This is a genomic window from Streptomyces sp. NPDC005576 (assembly GCF_042871745.1).
GTDB lineage: Bacteria > Actinomycetota > Actinomycetes > Streptomycetales > Streptomycetaceae > Streptomyces.
The window spans coordinates 12257-33668 of sequence record NZ_JBIAJC010000005.1; the positions used below are offsets into that span (position 1 = coordinate 12257).

At 73.1% G+C, this 21412-nt stretch carries 14 protein-coding genes; 7 read left to right on the forward strand and 7 right to left on the reverse strand.

From position 1 onward, the window contains the following. Window positions 1-59: 59 nt before the first annotated feature. From ACFYPN_RS10085 to ACFYPN_RS10095, 3 genes are all read right to left on the reverse strand, one after another. Window positions 60-1589: a DUF5719 family protein gene (locus ACFYPN_RS10085; RefSeq protein ID WP_358756052.1), complete on the reverse strand. Its 1530-nt coding sequence runs from the start codon at window positions 1587-1589 to the stop codon at window positions 60-62. Beyond that, window positions 1586-5500: a glycosyltransferase gene (locus ACFYPN_RS10090; protein WP_389297633.1), complete on the reverse strand. Its 3915-nt coding sequence runs from the start codon at window positions 5498-5500 to the stop codon at window positions 1586-1588. Before ACFYPN_RS10090 ends, ACFYPN_RS10085 begins: the two co-directional genes overlap by 4 nt. A 657-nt stretch (window positions 5501-6157) precedes the next feature. Then, the gene (locus ACFYPN_RS10095) at window positions 6158-6421 is read right to left on the reverse strand and encodes a WhiB family transcriptional regulator (protein ID WP_003968728.1); all 264 of its coding nucleotides are present in this window, start codon (window positions 6419-6421) and stop codon (window positions 6158-6160) included. Window positions 6422-7245: 824 nt separating this feature from the next. On the opposite strand from ACFYPN_RS10095, the gene ACFYPN_RS10100 reads away from it, so the two are divergent. The 3 genes from ACFYPN_RS10100 to ACFYPN_RS10110 all read left to right on the forward strand — a co-directional run bounded on the left by ACFYPN_RS10100 (window position 7246) and on the right by ACFYPN_RS10110 (window position 10200). Beyond that, window positions 7246-7749 (forward strand): cysteine dioxygenase family protein, encoded by a 504-nt coding sequence (locus ACFYPN_RS10100; RefSeq protein WP_358756048.1) that lies wholly within the window; start codon window positions 7246-7248, stop codon window positions 7747-7749. Between the two features lie 109 nt (window positions 7750-7858). Beyond that, a complete protein-coding gene (gene cofD / locus ACFYPN_RS10105) occupies window positions 7859-8815 on the forward strand; it encodes a 2-phospho-L-lactate transferase (RefSeq protein WP_389297636.1) in 957 nt (318 codons plus the stop codon). Between the two features lie 62 nt (window positions 8816-8877). Further along, window positions 8878-10200, forward strand: coding sequence for a coenzyme F420-0:L-glutamate ligase (locus ACFYPN_RS10110; RefSeq protein WP_358756111.1), 1323 nt, complete (start codon window positions 8878-8880; stop codon window positions 10198-10200). A gap of 48 nt (window positions 10201-10248) precedes the next feature. On the opposite strand, the gene ACFYPN_RS10115 is transcribed toward ACFYPN_RS10110, so the two are convergent. The 3 genes from ACFYPN_RS10115 to ACFYPN_RS10125 all read right to left on the reverse strand — a co-directional run bounded on the left by ACFYPN_RS10115 (window position 10249) and on the right by ACFYPN_RS10125 (window position 13958). Then, window positions 10249-11271 carry a DNA-3-methyladenine glycosylase family protein gene (locus ACFYPN_RS10115; protein WP_389297638.1) on the reverse strand — a complete coding sequence of 341 codons (1023 nt, stop codon included), beginning with the start codon at window positions 11269-11271 and terminating at the stop codon, window positions 10249-10251. A gap of 125 nt (window positions 11272-11396) precedes the next feature. Continuing rightward, window positions 11397-12488, reverse strand: coding sequence for an NDP-sugar synthase (locus ACFYPN_RS10120; protein WP_358756042.1), 1092 nt, complete (start codon window positions 12486-12488; stop codon window positions 11397-11399). 81 nt (window positions 12489-12569) lie between these two features. Further along, window positions 12570-13958 (reverse strand): peptidoglycan recognition protein, encoded by a 1389-nt coding sequence (locus tag ACFYPN_RS10125; RefSeq protein ID WP_389297640.1) that lies wholly within the window; start codon window positions 13956-13958, stop codon window positions 12570-12572. Between the two features lie 138 nt (window positions 13959-14096). Between ACFYPN_RS10125 and ACFYPN_RS10130 the strand changes: the two genes are divergently transcribed. From ACFYPN_RS10130 to ACFYPN_RS10145, 4 genes are all read left to right on the forward strand, one after another. Beyond that, a complete protein-coding gene (locus ACFYPN_RS10130) occupies window positions 14097-14849 on the forward strand; it encodes a TIGR03089 family protein (RefSeq protein ID WP_389297642.1) in 753 nt (250 codons plus the stop codon). 448 nt (window positions 14850-15297) lie between these two features. Continuing rightward, window positions 15298-16389 (forward strand): LCP family protein, encoded by a 1092-nt coding sequence (locus ACFYPN_RS10135; protein ID WP_389297644.1) that lies wholly within the window; start codon window positions 15298-15300, stop codon window positions 16387-16389. Window positions 16390-16613: 224 nt separating this feature from the next. Further along, window positions 16614-18404, forward strand: coding sequence for an LCP family protein (locus tag ACFYPN_RS10140; RefSeq protein WP_358756034.1), 1791 nt, complete (start codon window positions 16614-16616; stop codon window positions 18402-18404). Window positions 18405-18453: 49 nt separating this feature from the next. Continuing rightward, window positions 18454-20277: an LCP family protein gene (locus ACFYPN_RS10145; protein WP_358756032.1), complete on the forward strand. Its 1824-nt coding sequence runs from the start codon at window positions 18454-18456 to the stop codon at window positions 20275-20277. A 110-nt stretch (window positions 20278-20387) separates the two neighbouring features. Here the strand turns inward: ACFYPN_RS10145 and ACFYPN_RS10150 are convergent, their stop codons facing one another. Then, window positions 20388-21410, reverse strand: a complete 1023-nt coding sequence (locus ACFYPN_RS10150; protein WP_358756030.1) for a glycosyltransferase family 2 protein — start codon at window positions 21408-21410, stop codon at window positions 20388-20390. Window positions 21411-21412: the final 2 nt, after the last annotated feature.

The following is a 21412-nucleotide window of genomic DNA, read 5'->3' on the forward strand; positions in this document are numbered from 1 at the left end:
TCCGCCGGGTCCGGTGGCCGGGCCCGTGAGGCGCCCGGCCACCGGTGCGGCCCTTGCCGTCAGTCGTCCAGCACCGTCAGGTCCTGGACCGCGGCCGGGACTTCGACCGTGCCGCGGTCGTCCGGCAGTGTCTGCACGGTGAACATCTGCACGCCGTCCTCCGGGAGGGCGAGCGTGCGGGCCGCGTAGACCGGGCCGCCGGACTCCGTCTCGACCGTCAGCGCGTACGAGCCCTTGAGCCCGGACGGTACGGGCGGGGTGAACGCCAGGGTCGTACCGCCCTTGACCGTGTACGACTTGACGGCCTGTTCGCCGCCCTCGCTGCCGGCCGAGGCGGTGACCTTCACCTGTGCGGTGGCGCCGGGCGCGACGAGCGACAGGGTCGAGCCCTTGGACCGGTTGTCGGCCACGCTCGCCCGCGCCCCGACCGGCCGGGTGGCCGGGATGTACGCGATCTCCCGGCCGGAGCCGGTCCCCCGCACCACGCGCAGCGCGGCCACGATCGGAGTGGACCGGTCGCCCTCGACGGGGGTCAGCCGGAGCGAGCCCGGCTCCTTGCGGGTGACGTTCTTCAGGTCGACGCTCGCGGTCATCCCCGACTTGATGTGCAGGGTGTCGTTGCCCGCCGGCGCGAAGGTCGCCGTCTTCCCCACCAATTGCACCTTGACGTCCGCGTCGTCTTCACCGGGCGCGAACGCGATCAGCTGGACCGAGGTGGCGTCGGCGGGGATGCCGGGCAGCACCACGGTCGGCGAGGGGTCGGCGGAGGCGGTCAGCCAGTCGCTCCCGCCGTCCTCCTCGGCACCCCGGATCACGGCTCCGACCCGGCCGCTGCGGGTGGTGACGTGGGCGGTGACGCCGTCGACGGCCTCGTCGGTCAGCGTGGAGAGCAGCATGGCCACGCCGGCATGCCCCGGAACGGCGATCCCGTCGCCGGCGTCCGCCTTGAGGTCGCCGTCCGGGCCGAAGAGCTGGATGTCGGCGACGGCCGCGCTGTCGTCCGGGTTGGTCAGGTGGATGTAGTCCTGCGACGCGGCGGCGGTGCTGACGCCGGGGAACCAGAACTCCGTGTCGGGCGCGGTGCAGCTGACGCCGAGCAGCCCGCGGGTGGAACCCGCGCCGACCGAGGTGGTCTGCTGCGCGCTCCAGCCCGGGGCGAGCGTGCCGGTGGCGGTGCCGACGAGCGCGGGCTCGTCCGCCCCGTCCGCCTCGGCCGTGACGGGCTTTCCGGCCTCCTTCAGCGCGAGGACCGGCTTCCCGGCCTTCTTCTTCGCCGCCGCCGCGGCCTTGGCGTCCTTGGGCTTGCCGTCGGTGGAGCCGTCGTCCGCGACGGGAAGGGTCGTCTTCAACTCGGCGGCCGACTCCCCGCTCGCCCCCTTCCCGGCCGGGGTGAACGAGGTGTACGTGGTCTCGGCCAGCTCGGAGTCGCTGGGCGCCGGGCAGAGCAGGCTGGACCGCTCGACGGGCAGCCGTGAGGCGGACGCGGACTTCGCCGGCGCGGTGTCGCCGGGCGCGTTCAGCGCGGCGAATCCGGTGACGGCGGCGAGGGCGACGGCGCCCGCGATGAGGGACAGGGGTGTGGACTTCACTCGGACTCGCCTCGCGATGCGTTACGGGTCTGCCACGGCGCCTGGTCCGGGGCGTTCGGGTCGACCTGCTCGTCGGTGTCGTGGACGCCGTACGGCTGCCCCGCGTACGGGTCGTACGGGGCCCGGGTCTCGTAACCCGGGTACTGCTCTTCCTGTTGCTGCTCTTGCCGCTGCTGCTGCCCGTAGCCGTACGGGTCGTAGACCTCGCCGTTCTGCGGGTAGGGGTCGGCCTGCTGGTACTGGTCGGCCGCCGGGTACTGGTCCGTGGTGTACGGGTCGGACCGGTACTGATCGGCGGGGTACTGCTGCTCCGCCGGGTACTGCTGCTCGGCCGGGTACTGATCGGCCTGGTACGGGGCGTACCCGGACTGCTGGTACTGCTGCCCGTCCCACTCGGCGTACTGCTGCTGGGGAACCGCCGCGTAGGTACCGTCCCCCTCCTCGGCCTGAGCGGCGTACGTGCCGTCGCCCCCGGCCTGAGCGGGGATGGTCACACCGTTCTCACCCTGGGCCGAGGGGTACGGCTCCGGCTCGGGCCGGCCCTCCTCGGGTGCGCCCGTGCCGAAGCCGGGGCCGGCCGGCGGGCCGTCGAGCGGGCCGTCCGCCGGCGGGCCGGATTCGGCTGCCGCGGCGGCCGCTTCCGCCTCGGCGGCGGCGCGGAGCCGGCGGGCCCGGCGTCCGTCGCCCTCGGCCGCGTCGGCCGCGACGGCGGCTTCGGCGTCCTCGGGGAGGTCGTCGTCGATCTCCCGGCGGCGGCCCGGGAGGGCCATGACCACGAGGACGACGGCGAGCCCGATCTGCACCCAGATCCACGCGGAGTGCGTGATCGGGGTGTCGTAGGTGAGGTCGAGCCGGCCGCCGGTCGCGGGGAGCTCGAAGCCCTGCGCCCAGCCGTCGACGGTCTTGCGGGTGAGCGGCTTCCCGTCCAGGGTGGCCAGCCAGCCGGGGTCGGCCGCGTCGGCGAGACGGAGCACCCGGCCGTCCTCGCCCGCCGGGATCTCGGTGTGGGACTCCTCGGCGGCCGAGGCCACCGCGATGCCCTCGCCGTCGCCGGAGGCCGGGACGATCATGACGCGGGCGACCTCCTGGTCGACCCGCCACAGGGCGCTGCCGTCCAGTTGGCTGAGGCGGCTGAGGCCGGGGGTCGCGTCGAGTACCCGGCCCATCTCGCGCGGGGCACCGTCGCGCACCAGGACGTACCGGACGGCGAAGCCGCTGAGCTGGTGGCCCTGGTCGGCGCCGGAGCCCGCGACCAGGTTGGCGACGATCTTGTCGAGGTGGCTGTCGCTGCCGGTCGCCGCGGTCAGTTCGGCGTCGCCGAGGCGGGCGCCCGAGCCGCGGACCAGGGTGTACGAGACCGAGCCGGTCGAGGTCCCGCCGAGCACCAGGGTGCGCGGCTGGTCCGCCGTACCGCTCTCCTCCGCGACGAACGCGGGGACCTGCACCGGGTCGCGGCGCTCCAGGGGTCCGGCGGCGCCCCCGGCCATCCAGGCGAGGGCGGCCAGCACCGGCGCGGCGGCGGCGGTCAGCGCGATCAGCGCGGCCACCGGCTGCCGCCAGCCGAAGCTGAGGGCGGCGACGCGGATGCGCGCCCCGTCGGCGCCCAGCAGGGCGGCGGCGATCAGCGCGGTGCCGTAGACGAGGGTCGCCGGACCGGCCCAGGTGGAGCCGTTGCTGATGCCCGCGAAGAGCAGGCCGACGAGCGCGGCCGCCCAGGAGGCGCGGATCGCGGTCTGCCGTTCGCCTCGGAGCAGCGCGGCGAGGGCCGCGAGGACGATGCCGAGGAGGAGGACGGAGCCGGTGCCCTTGGGGCCGCCGGGGCTGAGGGAGAGCAGGTCGACGGCGGACGCGGTGCCGTCGCCGAGGTCGAGGCCCGCCTCGCGGAGGAAGCCGGACGGTCGGCTCAACAGGCTCAGCGACCAGGGCGCGAGGACGAGCAGCGGGGTGCCGACGGTGGCGACGAACCGGAGGCCGTACGCGGCGAGGTCCCGGCGGCGCAGGGCGAGCACGCCCACGCCGAGGACGACGGCGAGCGGCCACACGATCGGGGTGAAGGCGGTGGTGAAGGTGAGCAGCAGGGTGAAGGCCCAGGTGGCCCGCCAACTGCCGCGGACCCGTCCGTCGCCGCGCAGGCCGTGGGCCGAGACGGCGGTACGGGCCATCAGCGGGAGCAGCACGGCGAGTACGGCGGTGCCCAGCCGGCCGGTGGCCAGCGCTCCGGTCACGGCCGGCAGGAAGGCGTACGCGATGCTCGCCCAGGCCCGCAGGAGGCGGGACTCGATGAGCGGCCGGGACGCGAAGTACGCGGTGAGTCCGGCGAGCGGCACCGAGCAGACGAGGAGCAGGGTCAGCGCGACCCCGGTGGAGCCGAAGAAGAGGGCCGAGACGGCGGCGAGGACGCCGAGGTAGGGCGGGGCCGCCTCGGTGGAGCCGGTGACGACGGGGTGCCAGCCGTCCGCGAACCGGCCCCAGAGGTCGGCGACGGAGTCGGGTGCGGGCAGCAGGGCACCGCCGGCCAGCGCGCCGCCGCCGAGCAGGCCCCGGCAGGCGAGCAGCGAGACGAGCAGCAGCAGGGCGAAGAGGACGGGGCCGGGTTTGCGGCCGATCCGCTTGAGCCGGGCGAACTGCTCGATCTCCAGGAAGTCGGCGTCGTCGCCGCCGGGTCCGGACTCGACGGCTCCGTGGCGCGAGCCGCCCGCGGCGTCGGCGTCGGAGCGGGAGCCGAAGTTGCCGGCGACCTGCTCGACGGTGGCGCGGACGGTGGCGCCGGGCGGCGGGAAGAGGGACCGGAGTTCCGCCGGGTGGACGGTGCCCTTCCCGCGGGCGCGGCGGGCGGCCATGATCCTGCCCGGCCGCAGCAGGGTGCCGACGAAGCCGGTGACCTCGTCGAGTGCCTGGCCGGGGACCTTGCCGACGAGGTAGGCGACGGTGCGCAGCAGGGTGCCGACGAGGAGCCGGAGCAGCACCCAGGGGAGCTTCTTGACCGGGCTGTTCGCGAGCATCGTGTAGACGGCACCGGCCTTGTCGACCCGGTGCGGGCCGACGACCGAACGTCCGGCGCAGTCGATGGGGCGGCGTTCGCGGGCGGATGCCTCGGCGTGCCGCAGCACGGCGTCGGGTGCGACGAGCACGCGGTGCCCGGCCATGTGGGCGCGCCAGCAGAGGTCCACGTCGTCGCGCATCAGGGGGAGTCTGCGGTCGAAGCCGCCGAGCTCCTCCCAGACGTCGCGCCGCACCAGCATGCCCGCGGACGAGACGGAGAGGACGGTACGGACCTGGTCGTGCTGGCCCTGGTCCTGTTCGCGCCGGTCGAGCGCGGTCCAGCGACGGCCGCTGTGGGCGATGGTGACGCCGACTTCGAGCAGCTGCCTGCGGTCGTACCAGCCGCGCAGCTTGGGGCCGACGATCGCGGCGTGCGGGTCGGTGTCGACGACGCGCAGCAGTTCGGCGAGGGCGTCGGGCTCGGGGGCGCAGTCGTCGTGGAGCAGCCAGAGCCACTGGACGGGTTCGCCGTAGGGGAGTTCCGGCAGGTCGTAGGCGTCGTCGCGCCAGGTCCTGGTGACGGGGTCCCAGCCGCTGGGGCGCTTGAGGTACGGCAGGTCGTCGGCGGTCAGGACGCCGGCGGTGCGTACCGCTTCCTCCACGGCGGAGCCGAAGCCGGTCCGGCGCGCGAGGTGCAGGACGCGGTCCCCGCCCAGCGCGTCGGTGACCAGCCGCGCGGAGTCGTCGGCGCTGCCGGTGTCGGCGGCGACGGCGTTCTGTACGGGGCGCTCCTGCCCGAGCAGCCCCGCGAGCGCGTCGGGCAGCCAGCGTGCGCCGTCGTGGGAGACGAGCACGGCGGTGACGACGTGCCGGGGGAACTCTGGGGCGGCGGACGCGCTCGGCGCCGCCGGGTGACTCTGCACGGACATCGAGGTACGGGCCCTCCGGCCGGTTCCGGGGGCGTTCCCCCGGTGAGGCTGCATCGGTGTACACGCGCGCCCCGGCGGGGCGTTGGCGCGTCTCGGACGGGGCCCCACACTAACGGTACGGATCGCGGGCGTTGGCGCCGAGCGGGTGAAGCCCGGCCGCACCGCGCGGGGCGGGAAGGCCGTGCGGCGGTGGCGGCGGAGGGCGTACGGCCCGGCGCGGATGTCCGTACTCCCCCGGCGGTAGGGGGGTTCAGGGGCCGCCGCGCGGGGTGCTGGCGGCGGTACCCGGCGCGGGTGCGGTCACACCGATGGCCCGTGGTCCGGGCCCTGGGGGAAGGGCCGGGGACGCGGGCCATCGGGCTGCTCCGGGCGTTCTGCGGGGGCCGCACGCGGGCGGGGCCGCACGCGAGGGAGACGCGAGGGAGACCGGGGAAGACGCGGCGGCCGCACGGGCGGTCGCCGTACCGGGCGGGCGCCGCACCCGGCCGTCGGCCGGGTGGCGCGCCGGTGCGGCGGAAGCGGCCGGGTGGAGGTGTCGTGAAGGTGCGGTTACGGGCGGCCGGGCTGCCGGAGTGACTTCGGGTCAGGTCCGCCGGTCGCGGGCCGTGCGGGCCCTGGGAGCGGTGCGTGCGGTGCCGGCCGTGGCGTCCGTACCGGTCAGATCGCGGCCTTCTTCAGGCGCCGCCGCTCCCGCTCGGAGAGTCCGCCCCAGATGCCGAACCGCTCGTCGTTCGACAGGGCGTACTCCAGGCATTCGGAACGGACTTCGCAGGCGAGGCAGACCTTCTTGGCCTCCCGGGTCGATCCGCCCTTCTCCGGGAAGAAGGACTCGGGATCGGTCTGGGCGCACAGTGCGCGCTCCTGCCAGCCGAGTTCCTCGTCCGCGTCCTCGACCAGCAGTTGCTGGAACAGCTCGGTCATGTGCGCCCCTCGTCTGTCTCTTGCGTCCCCGTGACGTGACCGTCACTCTCCGTGCGGCCGAACAACACGAGTGAAATTACAAGTGCGTAGCTCTGGGCCGGTCAAGCGAGCTTCTGCTGTTGGCCCTGGTATTCACTCTGCGGAACCAAACATACGCGGAAGGTTACCAAATCACCAAAAACCTGACATATGCCTAGGGCCCACCCGCTCCACCCTTCCCAACGAGTGAGACGAGCGGAGTTTGCGGGCCGGTTCGATTCGATCACCGAAGCGACCAAGATCACAGACGAGTCACGGACCGTCAGCGAGGTTTGAGTGCCCGGATGATGCGCCACCTGTCCTGCCTCATCGGTGCACAAACCTTTCTTCAGGGTCGGCGACCGGAAGGGATGAAACATTGCCGCCAAATGGGACGCCGAGTTGACAGCGCGGGGAACGAGCCGGTCTCCTTGGCACCATGCCAGCGACCGTCGCGATGTACGCCTCCCACCTCCGTGGGTTCCGCACCGCTGTCCAGGCCCGCTGTTGCTGTTCCAGCTGTCGCTGCTGTTGATGCCCCCGCGGCTCCGGCTCCGGCTCCGAACCGGCTCAGCGCTTCCGCTCTGATTCCGCGTCGTCCGGGCCGTCCGGTCCGTCCGGTTCACGCCTCCCTTCCGTACCCCTCGCGGGCTCGGTCGCGGCCGGACACCACGGGCCTCCAGCTCCCCGCTCCCGGGCACCCCGCGCAGGAAACCGCCGTACCGGCGCGTCCGCGCGTTCCTCCCGGTCACCACCGCCGAGCCCCACCCCCGCGCGCACCACCGATGCCGAGGACCACCGCATCCATGAACAACGACAGCGACCTGCAGATCGCCGGCGACCTGCTGGAGGTCCAGCACCTCCTCCTGCCGCCGAAGGAACACCCGACCACCGTGGCCGACTTCGCCGGCCTGGCCCGCTCCATCGCCGCCGACCGCGCCCAGTGGGCCCCGCTCGTCCAGTACGACGCCACCACGCGCTGGTACCACCGGCTGCGCACCGGCCCCGGTTACGAGGTCTGGCTGCTCAGCTGGGTCCCCGGCCAGGGCAGCGGACACCACGACCACGGCCGGTCGTCCGGTGTGCTGACCGTGCTGGAAGGCGAGTTGACCGAACACACCGAGCGCGGCACCCGGACCATCGCCGCGGACGGCCAGCACGTCTTCGCCCCCGGGTACGTCCACGAGGTGGTCAACGACTCCCTGACGCCCGCCGTCAGCCTGCACGTCTACTTCCCCGGTCTGACGGAGATGCCGATGCACACCGCGCGCTGCGCCCCGGCGACGACGCCGGACGTCGTACCGGCCTGAGGTCCGGGCCCGGGGTCCCGGCCCGCCGACGCCCCTCCCGGCCGCCGGTCACACCCGTCGCCCGCCACCACCCCACGGGCGAGCGGCCCGCGCCTGCCAGACTGGGGGCATGCGCATTGTGGTTCTGGCCGGCGGTATCGGTGGTGCTCGTTTCCTGCGTGGCCTCAAACAGGCCGCACCCGACGCGGAGATCACCGTCATCGGCAACACCGGCGACGACATCCATCTGTTCGGGCTGAAGATCTGCCCCGACCTCGACACCGTGATGTACACCCTCGGCGGTGGCATCAACGAGGAGCAGGGCTGGGGGCGGACCGACGAGAGCTTCCACCTCAAGGAGGAGCTCGCGGCCTACGGCGTGGGGCCGGACTGGTTCGGGCTGGGCGACCGCGACTTCGCGACCCATGTGGTCCGTACCCAGATGCTGGGCGCGGGCTTCCCGCTCAGCGCGGTCACCGAGGCCCTGTGCGCCCGTTGGCAGCCGGGGGTCCGGCTGCTGCCGATGTCCGACGACCGGGTCGAGACGCACGTGGCCGTGGAGATCGACGGCGAGAGCCGGGCCGTCCACTTCCAGGAGTACTGGGTGCGGCTGCGGGCGTCCGTTCCGGCGCGGGCGATCGTGCCGGTCGGCGCGGAGCAGTCCAAGCCCGCCCCCGGGGTGCTGGAGGCCGTCGCGGCGGCCGACGTCATCGTCTTCCCCCCGTCGAACCCGGTGGTGTCCATCGGCACCATCCTGGCGGTCCCCGGAATCCGGGAGGCCATCGCCGAGGCCGGAGTGCCGGTGGTCGGCCTCTCCCCCATCGTGGGCGACGCCCCCGTGCGCGGCATGGCCGACAAGGTGCTGGCCGCGGTGGGCGTGGAGTCGACCGCGGCCGCGGTGGCGGAGCACTACGGCTCCGGGCTGCTGGACGGCTGGCTGGTGGACACCGTGGACGCCGGTGCGGTGGACGCGGTGGAGGCGGCGGGTATCCGCTGCCGTGCGGTGCCGCTGATGATGACGGACGTGGACGCCACGGCCGAGATGGCCCGTCAGGCGCTGGCGCTGGCCGAGGACGTACGGCTGTGAGCGCGGCGGGACCGCGCGTCCCGGAGCCGGGGGACGCGGAAGCGGGTGCGGCGGAGGCCGTCGTGCCCTCGTACCGGGTGTGGGCGCTGCCCGGCCTGCCCGAGGTGCGGCCCGGGGACGACATCGCCAAGCTGATCTGCGCCGCCGAGCCGGGGCTGGCCGACGGTGACGTCCTGCTCGTCACCTCGAAGATCGTCTCCAAGGCCGAGGGCCGGATCATGGAGGCGACCGACCGCGAGGCGGCGATCGACGCGGAGACCGTGCGCCTGGTGGCCCGGCGCGGCTCCCTGCGCATCGTGGAGAACCGGCAGGGCCTGGTGATGGCCGCCGCCGGGGTGGACGCCTCGAACACCCCCGCCGGGACGGTGCTGCTGCTGCCCGAGGACCCGGACCGCTCGGCCCGGGAGATCCGGGACGCGCTGCGGGACACCCTGGGCGTGGAGGTCGGCGTCGTGGTCACGGACACCTTCGGGCGGCCGTGGCGGGCCGGGCTGACGGACGTGGCGATCGGCGCGGCCGGGGTGCGGGTCCTGGACGACCTGCGGGGCGGTACGGACGCGTACGGCAATCCGCTGAGCGCGACCGTGGTCGCCACCGCCGACGAACTGGCCGCCGCCGGTGACCTGGTGAAGGGCAAGGCCGCCGGGCTGCCGGTCGCGGTGGTGCGCGGGCTCGGGCACGTGGTCGGCGCGGACGACGCCTCGCGGGATCCTGCCGCACCGGCCGACACCGGGGCGCGGGCGCTGGTGCGGATCGCGGCCGACGACATGTTCCGGCTCGGTACGTCGGAGGCGGTACGCGAGGCGGTGACGCTGCGGCGCACCGTGCGGGAGTTCACCGACGAGCCGGTGGACCCGGGTGCGGTGCGGCGGGCGGTGGCCGCCGCGGTGACCGCTCCGGCGCCGCACCACACGACGCCCTGGCGGTTCGTGCTGCTGGAGTCCGCCGAGTCCCGGACCCGGCTGCTCGACGCGATGCGTGACGCCTGGATCGCCGACCTGCGGCGCGACGGGAAGAGCGAGGACTCGATCGCGAAGCGGGTGCGCCGGGGCGATGTGCTGCGCTCGGCGCCGTACCTGGCGGTGCCGTGCCTGGTGATGGACGGTTCGCACCATTACGGGGACGAGCGGCGGGACACCGCCGAGCGCGAGATGTTCGTGGTCGCGGCCGGGGCCGGGGTGCAGAACTTCCTGGTGGCGCTGGCGGGCGAGCAGCTCGGTTCGGCGTGGGTCTCCTCCACGATGTTCTGCCGGTCCGTGGTGCGCGAGGTGCTGGACCTGCCCGACTCCTGGGACCCGCTGGGCGCGGTGGCCGTCGGCCGCCCGGCGACGCCGCCGCGCGAACGGGCCGCCCGGGACGCGGAGGACTTCCTCACGGTGCGCTGAGGCGCGGCGGGGGCCCGCCGGGCGTTTTTCGCCGGTGCGGGCAGGCTGTCAGAGCGGTGCGATGTCGCCCGGGGTCATCCGGGGCGCGCGGCGCGGCGGGGTGCTGCCGGTCAGCAGGATCAGACGGGTCGCGCGGTGGCGCTGGCCCGCGTAGGGGGCGAGCAGCTCCAGCATCCGGGGGTCGTCGGCGTCCCGGTCGTCGGCGAGGGCGTGGCCGACGATGCCCGGCAGGTGGTAGTCGCCGGTGGTGACCGCGTCCGGGGCGCCGTTGGAGCGCTGGAGCGTCTCGGCGGAGGTCCAGGGACCGATGCCGGGGATCAGTTCCAGCCGGGCCTTCGCCTCGGGCAGCTCCATGCGGGCCGCCTCCTCCAGCCGGCGGGCCACCCGGACCGCGCGCATGACGGTGTCCGAGCGCTTGCCGTCGACACCGGCCCGGTGCCACTCCCAGGACGGGATCAGCGCCCAGGTGCGCGGATCGGGCATGACGTGGAGCCCGAGTCCGGCGGTGGGTCCGGGGGCCGGGGTGCCGTGCCGGCGGACCAGCAGCCGCCAGGCGCGGTAGGCCTCGGTGGTGGTGACCTTCTGCTCGAGGATCGACGGGATGAGGGACTCCATCACCAGTCCCGTCCGCAGCAGGCGGAGTCCGGGGCGGTGGTGCCGGGCGAGGGCGAGCAGCCGGTGGCGCGGTTCGAAGGCGTCCGGGTCGTCGGCGGCGCCGAGCAGTTCCGGGAGCTGGTCGAGGAGCCAGTCGGCACCGGGTCCCCAGGCGGTCGCCCCGACCCGGCCGCCGGGCACCGCACGGACGCGGAGCGTGCCGGGGCCCGCGGGGGTGCGGGTGGCCCGCCAGAAACTGCCGTCGTCGGTGGTGCGGAAGGTGGGATCGCCGGTCCCCCGCCGCAGCGGTCCGAGGACGAGCCGCAGGTCGAGCGGGCCCGGCGGGGCCCACTCCCGCATCCGCCCGAGCTCCGCCGACGCCGCCGGGGAACCGGCGACTACGCCCCCGCGCACGGCGGTCGGCGCCTGGGGGGGCAGGCCGGGGCGCGCGGTACGGGGGGCGAAGCGTCCTGCCACGGGTCGGCGTCCTCGGGTGGTTCGGCGGGTGGTCCGGCGGTGCGGGGGGCCCTTTCGAGGGTACGGCTCCGGGGGCGCCGGAGCCGTGCTCGGAGACGTACCTCACCGCTCCCGCCGGACGTGCCTCACTGGTCCGAGGAGAAGCGGACCGCCCCGTCCGGAAGGACGGCTTCGCACCAGACGCGGACGCCGTCGCGGAGCTCGTTGTCGGCGCCGACCCGGGCGCCGTCGCCGATGACCGCGCCGGTCAGCACCGTACGGCTGCCGATCCGCGCGCCGGCTCCGACGAGGGAGTCGGTGATGACCGCGCCCGGTTCGACCACCGCATCGGCGAGCACCGCCGAGCCGGTGATCCGGGCGCCCTCGCCGATCACCGCGCGCTCGCCGACGACCGTGCCGCCGCTGAGCTTGGCGTCCGGGGCGACCTGCGCGCCCGGCAGCACCAGGCGCTCGCCGCAGCGGCCGGGGACGGCCGGGGACGGCGCGCGGCCCAGGACGAGGTCGGCGGAGCCGCGCACGAACGCCTGCGGGGTGCCGAGGTCGAGCCAGTACGTGGAGTCGACCATGCCCTGGAGATGGGCGCCCGAGGCCAGCAGGCCGGGGAAGGTCTCGCGCTCCACGGAGACCGGCCGGTCGGCGGGGATGGTGTCGATGACCGAGCGGCGGAAGATGTACGCCCCCGCGTTGATCTGGTCGGTGACGATCTCCTCGGGCGTCTGCGGCTTCTCCAGGAAGGCGGTGACCCTGCCCGAGGCGTCGGTGGGGACGAGGCCGAACGCACGCGGGTCCTGGACCCGGGTGAGGTGCAGCGAGACGTCCGCGCCGGAGTCGGCGTGCGTGGTCACCAGGGCCCGGATGTCCAGGCCGGTGAGGATGTCGCCGTTGAAGATGAGCACCGGCTCGTCGGGGCCCGAGGTGAGCTTGTGGGCCACGTTGCGTATCGCGCCGCCGGTACCCAGCGGCTCGCGCTCGGTGACGTACTCGATGTGCAGGCCGAGGTCCGAGCCGTCACCGAAGTGCGGCTCGAAGACCTCGGCCAGGTAGGAGGTCGCCAGCACGATGTGCTCGACGCCGGCCGCCCGCGCGCGGGCCAGCTGATGGGTGAGGAAGGGGACACCCGCCGCCGGCACCATCGGCTTCGGTGTGCGGACCGTGAGCGGACGGAGCCGGGTTCCCTTCCCACCGACCAGGAGGATCGCTTCTCTTGCCTCTGTCACGGCGTCTGTTCTCTGCTTCCTGCCGGGGGCCGGGCCTGGTTCGGCTGGCCAGTGTATGCAGACCCGCCGGCCCGCCCCCGGTCAGCGCCCCTGGAGACGGGCGGAGGTGGTGCGGGTCGTGCCGAGCTTCTTGTAGAGACGTGCTCCGGGGCATTCGGTTGCGAATCCGTCGCGATGCCCGGAAATGACGTTCATCTTGACCGACGCCCCCTTCTTGAACTTGTTGCCCCCGCCGGAGACCAGGGTGGTGGTGCCCTTCGGGTTGGCGCCGAAGAGACCCAGCTTCCAGGCGGTGAGTTTGGCGATGGCGGTCACCGCCGCGGCGGGCGGGTTGGAGGTGGAGAAGGTGCCGAGGACCGCGATGCCCATGCTGTTGGTGTTGAAGCCGAGCGTGTGCGCGCCGAGGACCGCCCGGGTGACACCGCCCGCCCGGCCCTCGTAGATGTTCCCGCACTTGTCGACGGCGAAGTTGTAGCCGATGTCCCGCCAGCCGCTGCTCTTGACGTGGTAGCGGTAGATGCCGCGCAGGATGGAGGGCGCCTGGGAGCAGGTGTAGTTGTTCCCGGTGGCGCTGTGGTGGATGAACGCCGCCTTCACGGTCGTGGTGTACGCGAACTGACTCTCGCGCAGCTTCTCGTCCGCGCCCCAGCCCTTGCGGGTGATGATGCCGGGGCGGGGACCGATGTACGGCTTCGCCGCGGCGGCGGCCCCGGCCGCCCGGGGTGCGTCGGCGTCCGGCGCGGCGGGGAGGGCCAGCCCCTCCGCCCGCGCCTCGGCCAGCGTCTGCGCGAGGCTCAGCGCGGGCAGTACAGCGACGTCGGCGGTGTCTGTGGTGTCTGTGGTCTCGGTCGTACCGGTCGTACCGGTGCCGGCCGTGTCCGCCCTGTCGGCCGTCGTGGTGGCGGCGGGGGCGGGGTCCGCGCCGGGGTCGACGAGTTCGAGGCGCAGCCCCTTCGGGAGGGCCACCGGCTCGGCGGCGCGGCCGAACAGGTCGATGACCGAGGGCCGGACCCGTACCTCGACGGCGTCGGAGGCACCGACCCAGAGCGGGGCGGTCGCGCCGCGCACGGAGGCCGCGTCGCCCTCGGGGGTGCCGGGTTCCGCCGCGTGCTCGTCGTTGTGCGTCTCGACGGACTGCCAGCCGGACCAGCGGGCGGTCCCGGTGGCGCGGGTACGGACCTCGACCGTGCCGGGCAGTTCGGCCGCGGCGTCGTCCCAGACGACGCCGAGGAGGGAGAAGGGCTCGACCTCGCGGGGGGTGAGTCCCTGCGCCGCGGTGGCGGCGGTCTCCCCGGCGGCCCGGTTCTCCGTGAGCGGCACGAGCGGCAGGGACTGCGTCGAGCCGGGAGGGTCGGCGGTCGGGGCTGCCGAGGAGTGCGCCACGGGAAGCGCGGGCGTGGACGCGGCGAGCGAGAGGGTGAGTGCGGCCGCACAGGTGACGCCGATCGTTGCGGCGTGGAGAGTACGCATGTCATTGATCCTCAAATAGGCTGGTACGCCCGGCCACTCGACATAACCCGGGTGCCGCTGACGGCCCGTCTGCCGAACGGTGGCCCCGTGTGCCCGTTCACGGGCCGCCCGGGGCCGGTGCCGCGTACCCTTGCGCGGATGAACGCCAGCGACCGCACCCCCGCCGACCTGCTGCGATCCGCGCTCCTCACGGACCCGGCCCGCCCCCTGGTCACCTTCTACGACGACGCCACCGGCGAGCGCGTCGAACTTTCGGTCGCCACCTTCGCCAATTGGGTGGCCAAGACCGCCAATCTGCTCCAGGGCGACCTGGCCGCCGAACCGGGCGACCGGCTCGCCCTGCTCCTTCCCGCGCACTGGCAGACGGCCGTCTGGCTGCTCGCCTGTTCCTCGGTCGGCGTGGTCGTCGAGGTGGGCGGCGACCCGGCGGCGGCCGACCTCGTGGTGACCGGCCCGGAGACGCTGGAGCGCGCCCGTGCCTGCCGGGGCGAGCGCGTCGCCCTGGCGCTGCGCCCGCTGGGCGGCCGCTTCCCGGTCGCGCCCGAGGGCTTCGCGGACTACGCGGTCGAGGTGCCGGGCCAGGGCGACCGGTTCGTCCCCTTCCAGCCGGTGGACCCGGACGCCCCCGCGCTCGTCGTGGACGGGACGGAGCTGACGGGGGCGCAGCTCGTCGCCCGGGCGCGCGAGGAGGCCGCCGGCCTGGGGCTCGCTCCCGGTTCGCGGCTGCTGTCGGGTCGTTCGTACGACAGCTGGGAAGGGCTCGCCGCCGGGCTCTGGGCGCCGTTGGCGTCGGGCGGTTCGGTGGTGCTCTGCCGCCACCTCGGGCAGCTGGACGAGGACGGGCTGGCGAAGCGGGTGGAGAGCGAGCGGGTCACCCACCGCGCGGTCTGACCGGCCGGGGCCGGCGCCCGGCAGGCTCCGTCGGGCGCGGGCGAGGCGGCGGACCACCGCGGTATGAAAAGCGCTGCGAGGGTCACTCGTCCGGCCCCGCGCGGGCCCGGTCCCCCGGGGCTGGACGGCGGCGCGGGTACATCATCGGCGTACCGACCACCCGAGGATGGACGCAGCCGTGACCGACAGCGCTGGCACGCCGGCCGACCCCGACCCAGGCCCTACGCCAAGCCCCGGGGCAAGCCCCGAGCCGGGTCCCGACGCCGGGCCGGGTCGTGAGCCCGAGCCGGGTCCCGACCGCCCGGACGAGGACGGAGCCGGATCGCGGGACGGCGCAGGGGACGGGGCCGGCGGGCCGGACGGGGGCGGCGGGCCGGGGACCTGGGCGCGACGTTCCAGGGCCGGGCGCCCGGTCGGCCGCAAACGGCACTGGGCGCGCTGGACCGCGTTGGGCGCGGCGCTCGTCGTTCTGGTCGCGGCGGGCGCGGGGTGGTGGCTGTACCGGAAGCTGAACGGCAACATCCGGACGGACACCGCCGCGGAGGCCGAGCTGCGGGCGTACGAACGGGAACGCCCCACCGCACTCGTGACGGACGCCCAGAACATCCTGCTCATCGGCTCCGACAGCCGGGCCGGGGACAACCGGAAGTACGGCCGGGACGACGGCGGGCGGCAGCGCTCGGACACGGTGATCCTGCTCCATCTCGCGGCGGACCGGAAGAGCGCCACCGCCATGTCCGTGCCCCGGGACCTGATGGTGGAGATCCCCGGCTGCCACGGCTCCGGCGGCAAGGCGACCGGCGCGACGACAGCCCAGTTCAACTGGGCGTTCGAGATCGGCGGCACGGCCTGCACGGTCCGGACCGTGGAGCTGATGACGAAGATCCGCGTCGACCACCACATGGTGGTGGACTTCAGCGGGTTCAAGGACATGGTCGACGCGGTGGACGGCGTGCGGATCTGCGTCCGGGAGCCCATCGACGACCCCGCGGCGCATCTGAGGCTCGCCGCGGGGCAGCACACGCTCGACGGCGAGCAGGCGCTCGGATACGTCCGCGCGCGCAAGTCGCTCGGCGACGGCAGCGACACCGAGCGGATGGACAGGCAGCAACAGTTCCTCGCCGCTCTGGTGAACAAGGTGCAGAGCAATGGCGTCCTGCTCAATCCGGCCCGGCTCTACCCCGTGCTCGACGCGGCCACGAAGTCGTTGACGACCGACACCGGCCTGGACTCGCTGCGCGACCTCTACGGACTGGTCCGTGGAATGCGGAACGTGCCGACGGACAAGGTGCAGTTCCTGACCGTCCCGCGCCGGCCCTACCGCCAGAACGCAAATCGGGATGAATTGGTACAACCGGACGCCGATCAGCTTTTCGGGCAGCTGCGCGAAGATGCCCCGGTGACGGTCGTACCGGCCAAGAATTCGGGCAGCGGAGCCGCCCCCGGGGAAAGGGCCGACGCGACCACAGGCACGGCCGGGGCGACGCCGAATCCCACTTACTCGGGCACGAATGCTGCGGATGACCTGTGTAAGGGGTAAAGCAATTCCCAAACAGAATGGAACAATCGGCGCGGAATGAGTGGAATGCCCGGTTGTAGGGGGCGTGGAATGTGTCACGCCCGTCGCTGGAGCCCGGAAAGGACGGATAGTGTGACGCGATCCAGTGCTTCCGGCCTTCCGGCCGCGCACTTCTGGAACGCAGATCTGGAGCGCCTTTTCGGGGGAGGCGCCTCGCGTGGCACCGACGGAGGACCGAGGCGACCGTGGATGCGCAAAGCCGTGGACGGGCGGACGACATCGACCCCGCGGACCAGTGGGTACTGAACCCGCAGACCGGTCATTACGAACTGCGACTGAACAACTCCGAAGAGCATTCCCCGCGCGGGGACGACCGCCCTCGCATTCCGCGCAGCCGGAGCGAATCGGCGGCCGGAGAACCCCGTCAGGGGGGTCGCCGCCGGGCCCCCTCCGTGGAACCGGGCGAGGACGGACCGCCGCCCCGTCACGAGAGGGCGCCGGGTGGACGTGGCCGCCGGGCCGGCGACAGCAGACGGCCCGCGGAGGCGGAGGGCCCGGCGGGCCGCCGCAAACGCAAGGCGAAGAAGAGCGGCAAGAAGAAGGCGCTGCTCTGGACGTCCGGCGTGACGGCGTTCCTCGTCCTCGCGGGGGCGGGCGGCGCGTACGCCCTCTACCAGCACTTCAACGGGAACATAGGCACCGTCGACGTGGGCAGCGCCGGCAACAAGAACGTCACCAGCTCCGGCCCCATGAACATCCTGATCATCGGCACCGACAAGCGGACCGGCAAGGGCAACGAGGGCTACGGCGATGCCGGAAGCGCCGGCCACGCCGACACCAACATCCTCTTCCACGTCTCCGCGGACCGGACCAACGCGACCGCGCTCAGCATCCCGCGCGACCTGGTCATGGACATCCCCGACTGCGAGACGAAGCAGGACGACGGCACCACCAAGGTCATCCCCGGGACGCCGAACGACCGCTTCAACATCAGCCTCGGCCAGGAGGGCCGCGACCCCGGCTGCACCATGCGGACGGTGAAGGAGCTCACCGGTCTGCCGGTCGACCACTTCATGATGGTGGACTTCAACGCGGTCAAGGAGCTCTCCACGGCGGTCGGCGGCGTCACCGTCTGCATGGCCAAGAACATCGACGACCCCAAGTCGCACCTCAAGCTGCCGAAGGGTGAGTCGAAGGTGGAGGGTGAGCAGGCCCTGGCCCTGCTGCGCACCCGGCACAGCTTCGGCAACGAGAGCGACCTGGACCGCATCAAGGTCCAGCAGCAGTTCCTCGGCTCGATGATCCGCCAGATGAAGTCGGACGACACCCTGACGAGCCCGACGAAGCTCTTCAAGCTCGCCAACGCGGCCACCAAGGCACTGACGGTCGACTCGGGCATCGGATCGGTGGCGAAGCTGACGACCCTCGCCAAGGAGCTCTCCAAGGTGGACACGAAGAACATCACCTTCGTGACCGTCCCCGTCATAGACAACCCGGCCGAACCGAAGCCGGTCACCGTCGTCGTGCACCCGACCAAGGCCGAGCAGCTCTTCGCGATGATGCGGGACGACGTCTCCCTCACCGAGGTGGCGGCGGAGAAGAAGGCCGCCGCCGCCAAGAAGAAGAGTGCGGAACAGTCCGTGCTGGAGGGAACGAAAGCGGCCGCCGCCGACGTCAGGGTTGATGTGTACAACGGTGGTCGGATACCCGGTGCGGCCGGGGCGACCGTCAGCTGGCTCCAGCTCGAAAAGGGTGTGCTGAAGTCCACGAACAAGGCCAACGCACCGGAGAAGACCGACAAGACGACGCTCGCGTACGCGCCCAACCAGGCGGACCAGGCCCGCGCGCTCGCCGACATCATGGGGCTGCCCGCATCGGCCCTGAAGCAGGGCACGACGGATGCCGAGGGGCTGGAAGCGATGACGCTGACGCTCGGCGCCGATTTCAAGGGAGCCGGGGTGCCCGTCACCGCACCCACCACGGCACCCACCGACATTCAGAGGGCCAGCGCCGACAAGGCGGTGTGCAGCGAGTGAAACCCGTTCGCCACGCCACCGCGAGAGTCTGAGCAGCAGGGGGGTCCCGTTGGGACGGAAGAGCACGCCCGGGGAGGGGACGCGACCGCGCGTCCGACAGGCTGATCAACTCGGCTGGGACGACAGTCTCTACGCCGACCGGAAGACAGCCGACCGAGAGACAGCAAACGGAGAGACCGCAGACGGGAAGACAGCCGACGGAGAGACAGGCGGCGGGGAGCCGGCGCACCGGGAGCCGGCGCACGGTACGGGGAACGGCGGGAAGCCGGAGTCCGGCGGGAGCGGGGGCGACGTCCCGGGTCCGCGGAGGTCCGGCGAGGGCCGCGGCGACGACCGTCCGTCCCCGCGGACGCCGAGGAAGAAGCGGCGCGTCCTGCGGTGGACCGCCTCGGTGCTCTCCCTGCTCATACTCGGCACCGGCGCGGCCGGTTACGTCTACTACCAGCACCTGAACCACAACATCAAGAAGGAGGATCTGACCCTCGGCGACAAGAAGATGGTCGAGCACAAGGCCAATGCCGCCGGTCAGACCCCCTTGAACATCCTGCTCATCGGCTCCGACGCGCGTAACACCGCCGAGAACCAGAAGCTGGGCGGCGCGAAGGAGACCTTCAACTCCGCGCCGCTCGCGGACGTACAGATGCTGCTCCACGTCTCGGCGGACCGGAGCAACCTCTCGGTGGTCAGCATGCCGCGCGACACCATGCTGAAGATGCCCAAGTGCACGGACCCGGACACGGGCAAGGTCTACCCCGCCTCCACCGGCGTGGTCATGACCAACACCAGCCTGGGGCGCGGCGGTCCGGGGTGCACGGTGGCCGCCTGGTACGAGCTGACCGGCATCACCATCGACCACTTCATGATGATCGACTTCTCCGGCGTGGTGTCGATGGCCGACGCCGTCGGTGGAGTGCCCGTCTGTGTCGACGCCAACATCTACTCGCACAACAGCAACGGTTCGGGCTCCGGCCTCAAGCTGGAGGAGGGCACCACTCCGATCATGGGGAAGCAGGCCCTCCAGTGGCTGCGTACGCGCTACGGCTTCGAGGACAACACCGACCTCGGCCGCGCGGAGGCTCAGCACCAGTACCTGAACTCGATGGTCCGTGAGCTCCGCAAGGGCACGAAACTCACGGACCCCGGGAAGCTGATGGACCTCGCCGAGGCGGCGACCAACGCGCTCACGGTCGACGACGGGATCGACACGGTGAAGAAGCTGTACGACCTCGCCGCCGACCTCAAGCGGGTCCCGACCGACCGCATCACCATGACGACCATGCCGAACGTCTACGGCACGGGGAATCTCGAAGGCCGGGTCTTCCCGAAGCCGGGCGACGCCGAGCAGGTCTTCCGGATGGTGCGTGACGACATCCCGCTCGACGGCAAGGGATCCAAGCGCACCGACGCGTCGGCGTCGCCCACGGCGTCCGCCACGGCGTCGGCCACCCCGTCGGACCCCTCCGCACCGGTCGACGAGATCGCGGTGACCGTACGCAACGGCACCGCGACCGACCATGCGGGGCCGACCTCCGGCCGTGCCGGGGAGGTGCGGGACCTGCTGGTGGACGCGGGCTTCGTCCGGGCGACCAAGGACTCCTCCGACATCAGCCCGGCGGCGCGCACGAGCGTCCTCTACCCGACCGCTGAGCTGGCGGGGGACGCCCAGGCGGTCGCCAAGGCGCTCGGCATCCCGGCGTCGCTGGTGAAGAAGTCCACCGAGGTCTCGGGGATCTCGCTGGCGGTGGGGGCCGACTGGCGCGAGAACGGCAGTTACCCCGCGGCCGGGGAGAACGACGAGATCCCGGAGTCGGCGCACGCCCTCAACGGCGAGGAGTCCGCCTGCATGCACGTGAACCCGGACTACACCTGGTAGGCGAGGAGCGCACGTACGAGGGAGGGGCTCCACCGTTGCGGTGGAGCCCCTCCCTCGTACGTGGTGCCGGCGACTGGGGTACCCGGTGTCCCGGGTGGCCGGCCGGTGTCTCAGACGGTCTGCCCGCTCAGCGACGGGCGGCGGCCGGCGATGACGCGCTTGGCCAGTGAGCGCGGGCTGGTGAGGAATCCGTACCCCCACGACATGTGCATCGTGGCGAGGGCGACCGGGATCTGTGCGCGGGCCTTCAGCGACAGCCCCTTGCCCGCGGGCAGCGAACCGACGGTGATGGCGACCGCGTAGGCGGCGGGGACGAGGAAGGCCCAGGGGGTGACCGCCGCGCCGACGACGATGCCCGCCGCGATGGCGCAGACGGCGGTCGGCGGGGCGAGGTAGCGCAGGTTGATCGAGCCGGCGTGGTAGCGGGCGACCACGTGCCGCCAGCGGCCATAGTCCTTGTACTGCTTGGCGAGCGCCCGCACGGACGGGCGGGGGCGGTACTGGACCTTCAGTTCCGGGGAGAACCAGATCAGGCCGCCGGCCTCGCGGATGCGGAAGTTCAGCTCCCAGTCCTGGGCCCGGATGAACTCGACGTTGTACCCCTCGGCCTTCTCCAGCGCCTCGCGGCGGAACACGCCGAGGTAGACGGTCTCGGCGGGGCCGGCCTGGCCGCCGGTGTGGAACGCGGCGTTGCCGACGCCGATCCGCGAGGTCATCGCCGCGGCGACGGCGTCCTCCCAGGCGTTCTCGCCCTCGGCGTGCATGATGCCGCCGACGTTCTGCGCGCCGGTCTCCTCCAGGAGGCGGACGGCGGTGGCGATGTAGTCCGGGGAGAGCATGCCGTGCCCGTCGACCCGCACCACGATCGGATGGCGGGACGCCGCGATGGCGGCGTTGAGGGCGGCGGGCGTACGGCCCGTGGGGTTCGGGACGGTGTGGACGCGGGAATCCTCACGCACCAGTTCGGCGGCGATCTCGTCGGTGCGGTCCTTGGACGGGCCGAGCGCGATCACCACCTCCATCTCACCGGCGTACTCCTGTTCCAGGATGTGCCGGACCGAGTTCCTCAGGTGCCGCTCCTCGTCGAGCACCGGCATGATCACTGAGACGGCGGGGTACTGCGCGGCAGACATGT

What these genes read in the sequence shown, in the direction of transcription:
- ACFYPN_RS10125 (WP_389297640.1), bottom strand. Translation starts at nt 13,958, where the DNA reads ATGCGTACTCTCCACGCCGCAACGATCGGCGTCACCTGTGCGGCCGCA.
- ACFYPN_RS10150 (WP_358756030.1), bottom strand. Translation starts at nt 21,410, where the DNA reads ATGTCTGCCGCGCAGTACCCCGCCGTCTCAGTGATCATGCCGGTGCTC.
- ACFYPN_RS10100 (WP_358756048.1), top strand. Translation starts at nt 7,246, where the DNA reads ATGAACAACGACAGCGACCTGCAGATCGCCGGCGACCTGCTGGAGGTC.
- cofD (WP_389297636.1), top strand. Translation starts at nt 7,859, where the DNA reads ATGCGCATTGTGGTTCTGGCCGGCGGTATCGGTGGTGCTCGTTTCCTG.
- ACFYPN_RS10130 (WP_389297642.1), top strand. Translation starts at nt 14,097, where the DNA reads ATGAACGCCAGCGACCGCACCCCCGCCGACCTGCTGCGATCCGCGCTC.
- ACFYPN_RS10095 (WP_003968728.1), bottom strand. Translation starts at nt 6,421, where the DNA reads ATGACCGAGCTGTTCCAGCAACTGCTGGTCGAGGACGCGGACGAGGAA.
- ACFYPN_RS10090 (WP_389297633.1), bottom strand. Translation starts at nt 5,500, where the DNA reads ATGTCCGTGCAGAGTCACCCGGCGGCGCCGAGCGCGTCCGCCGCCCCA.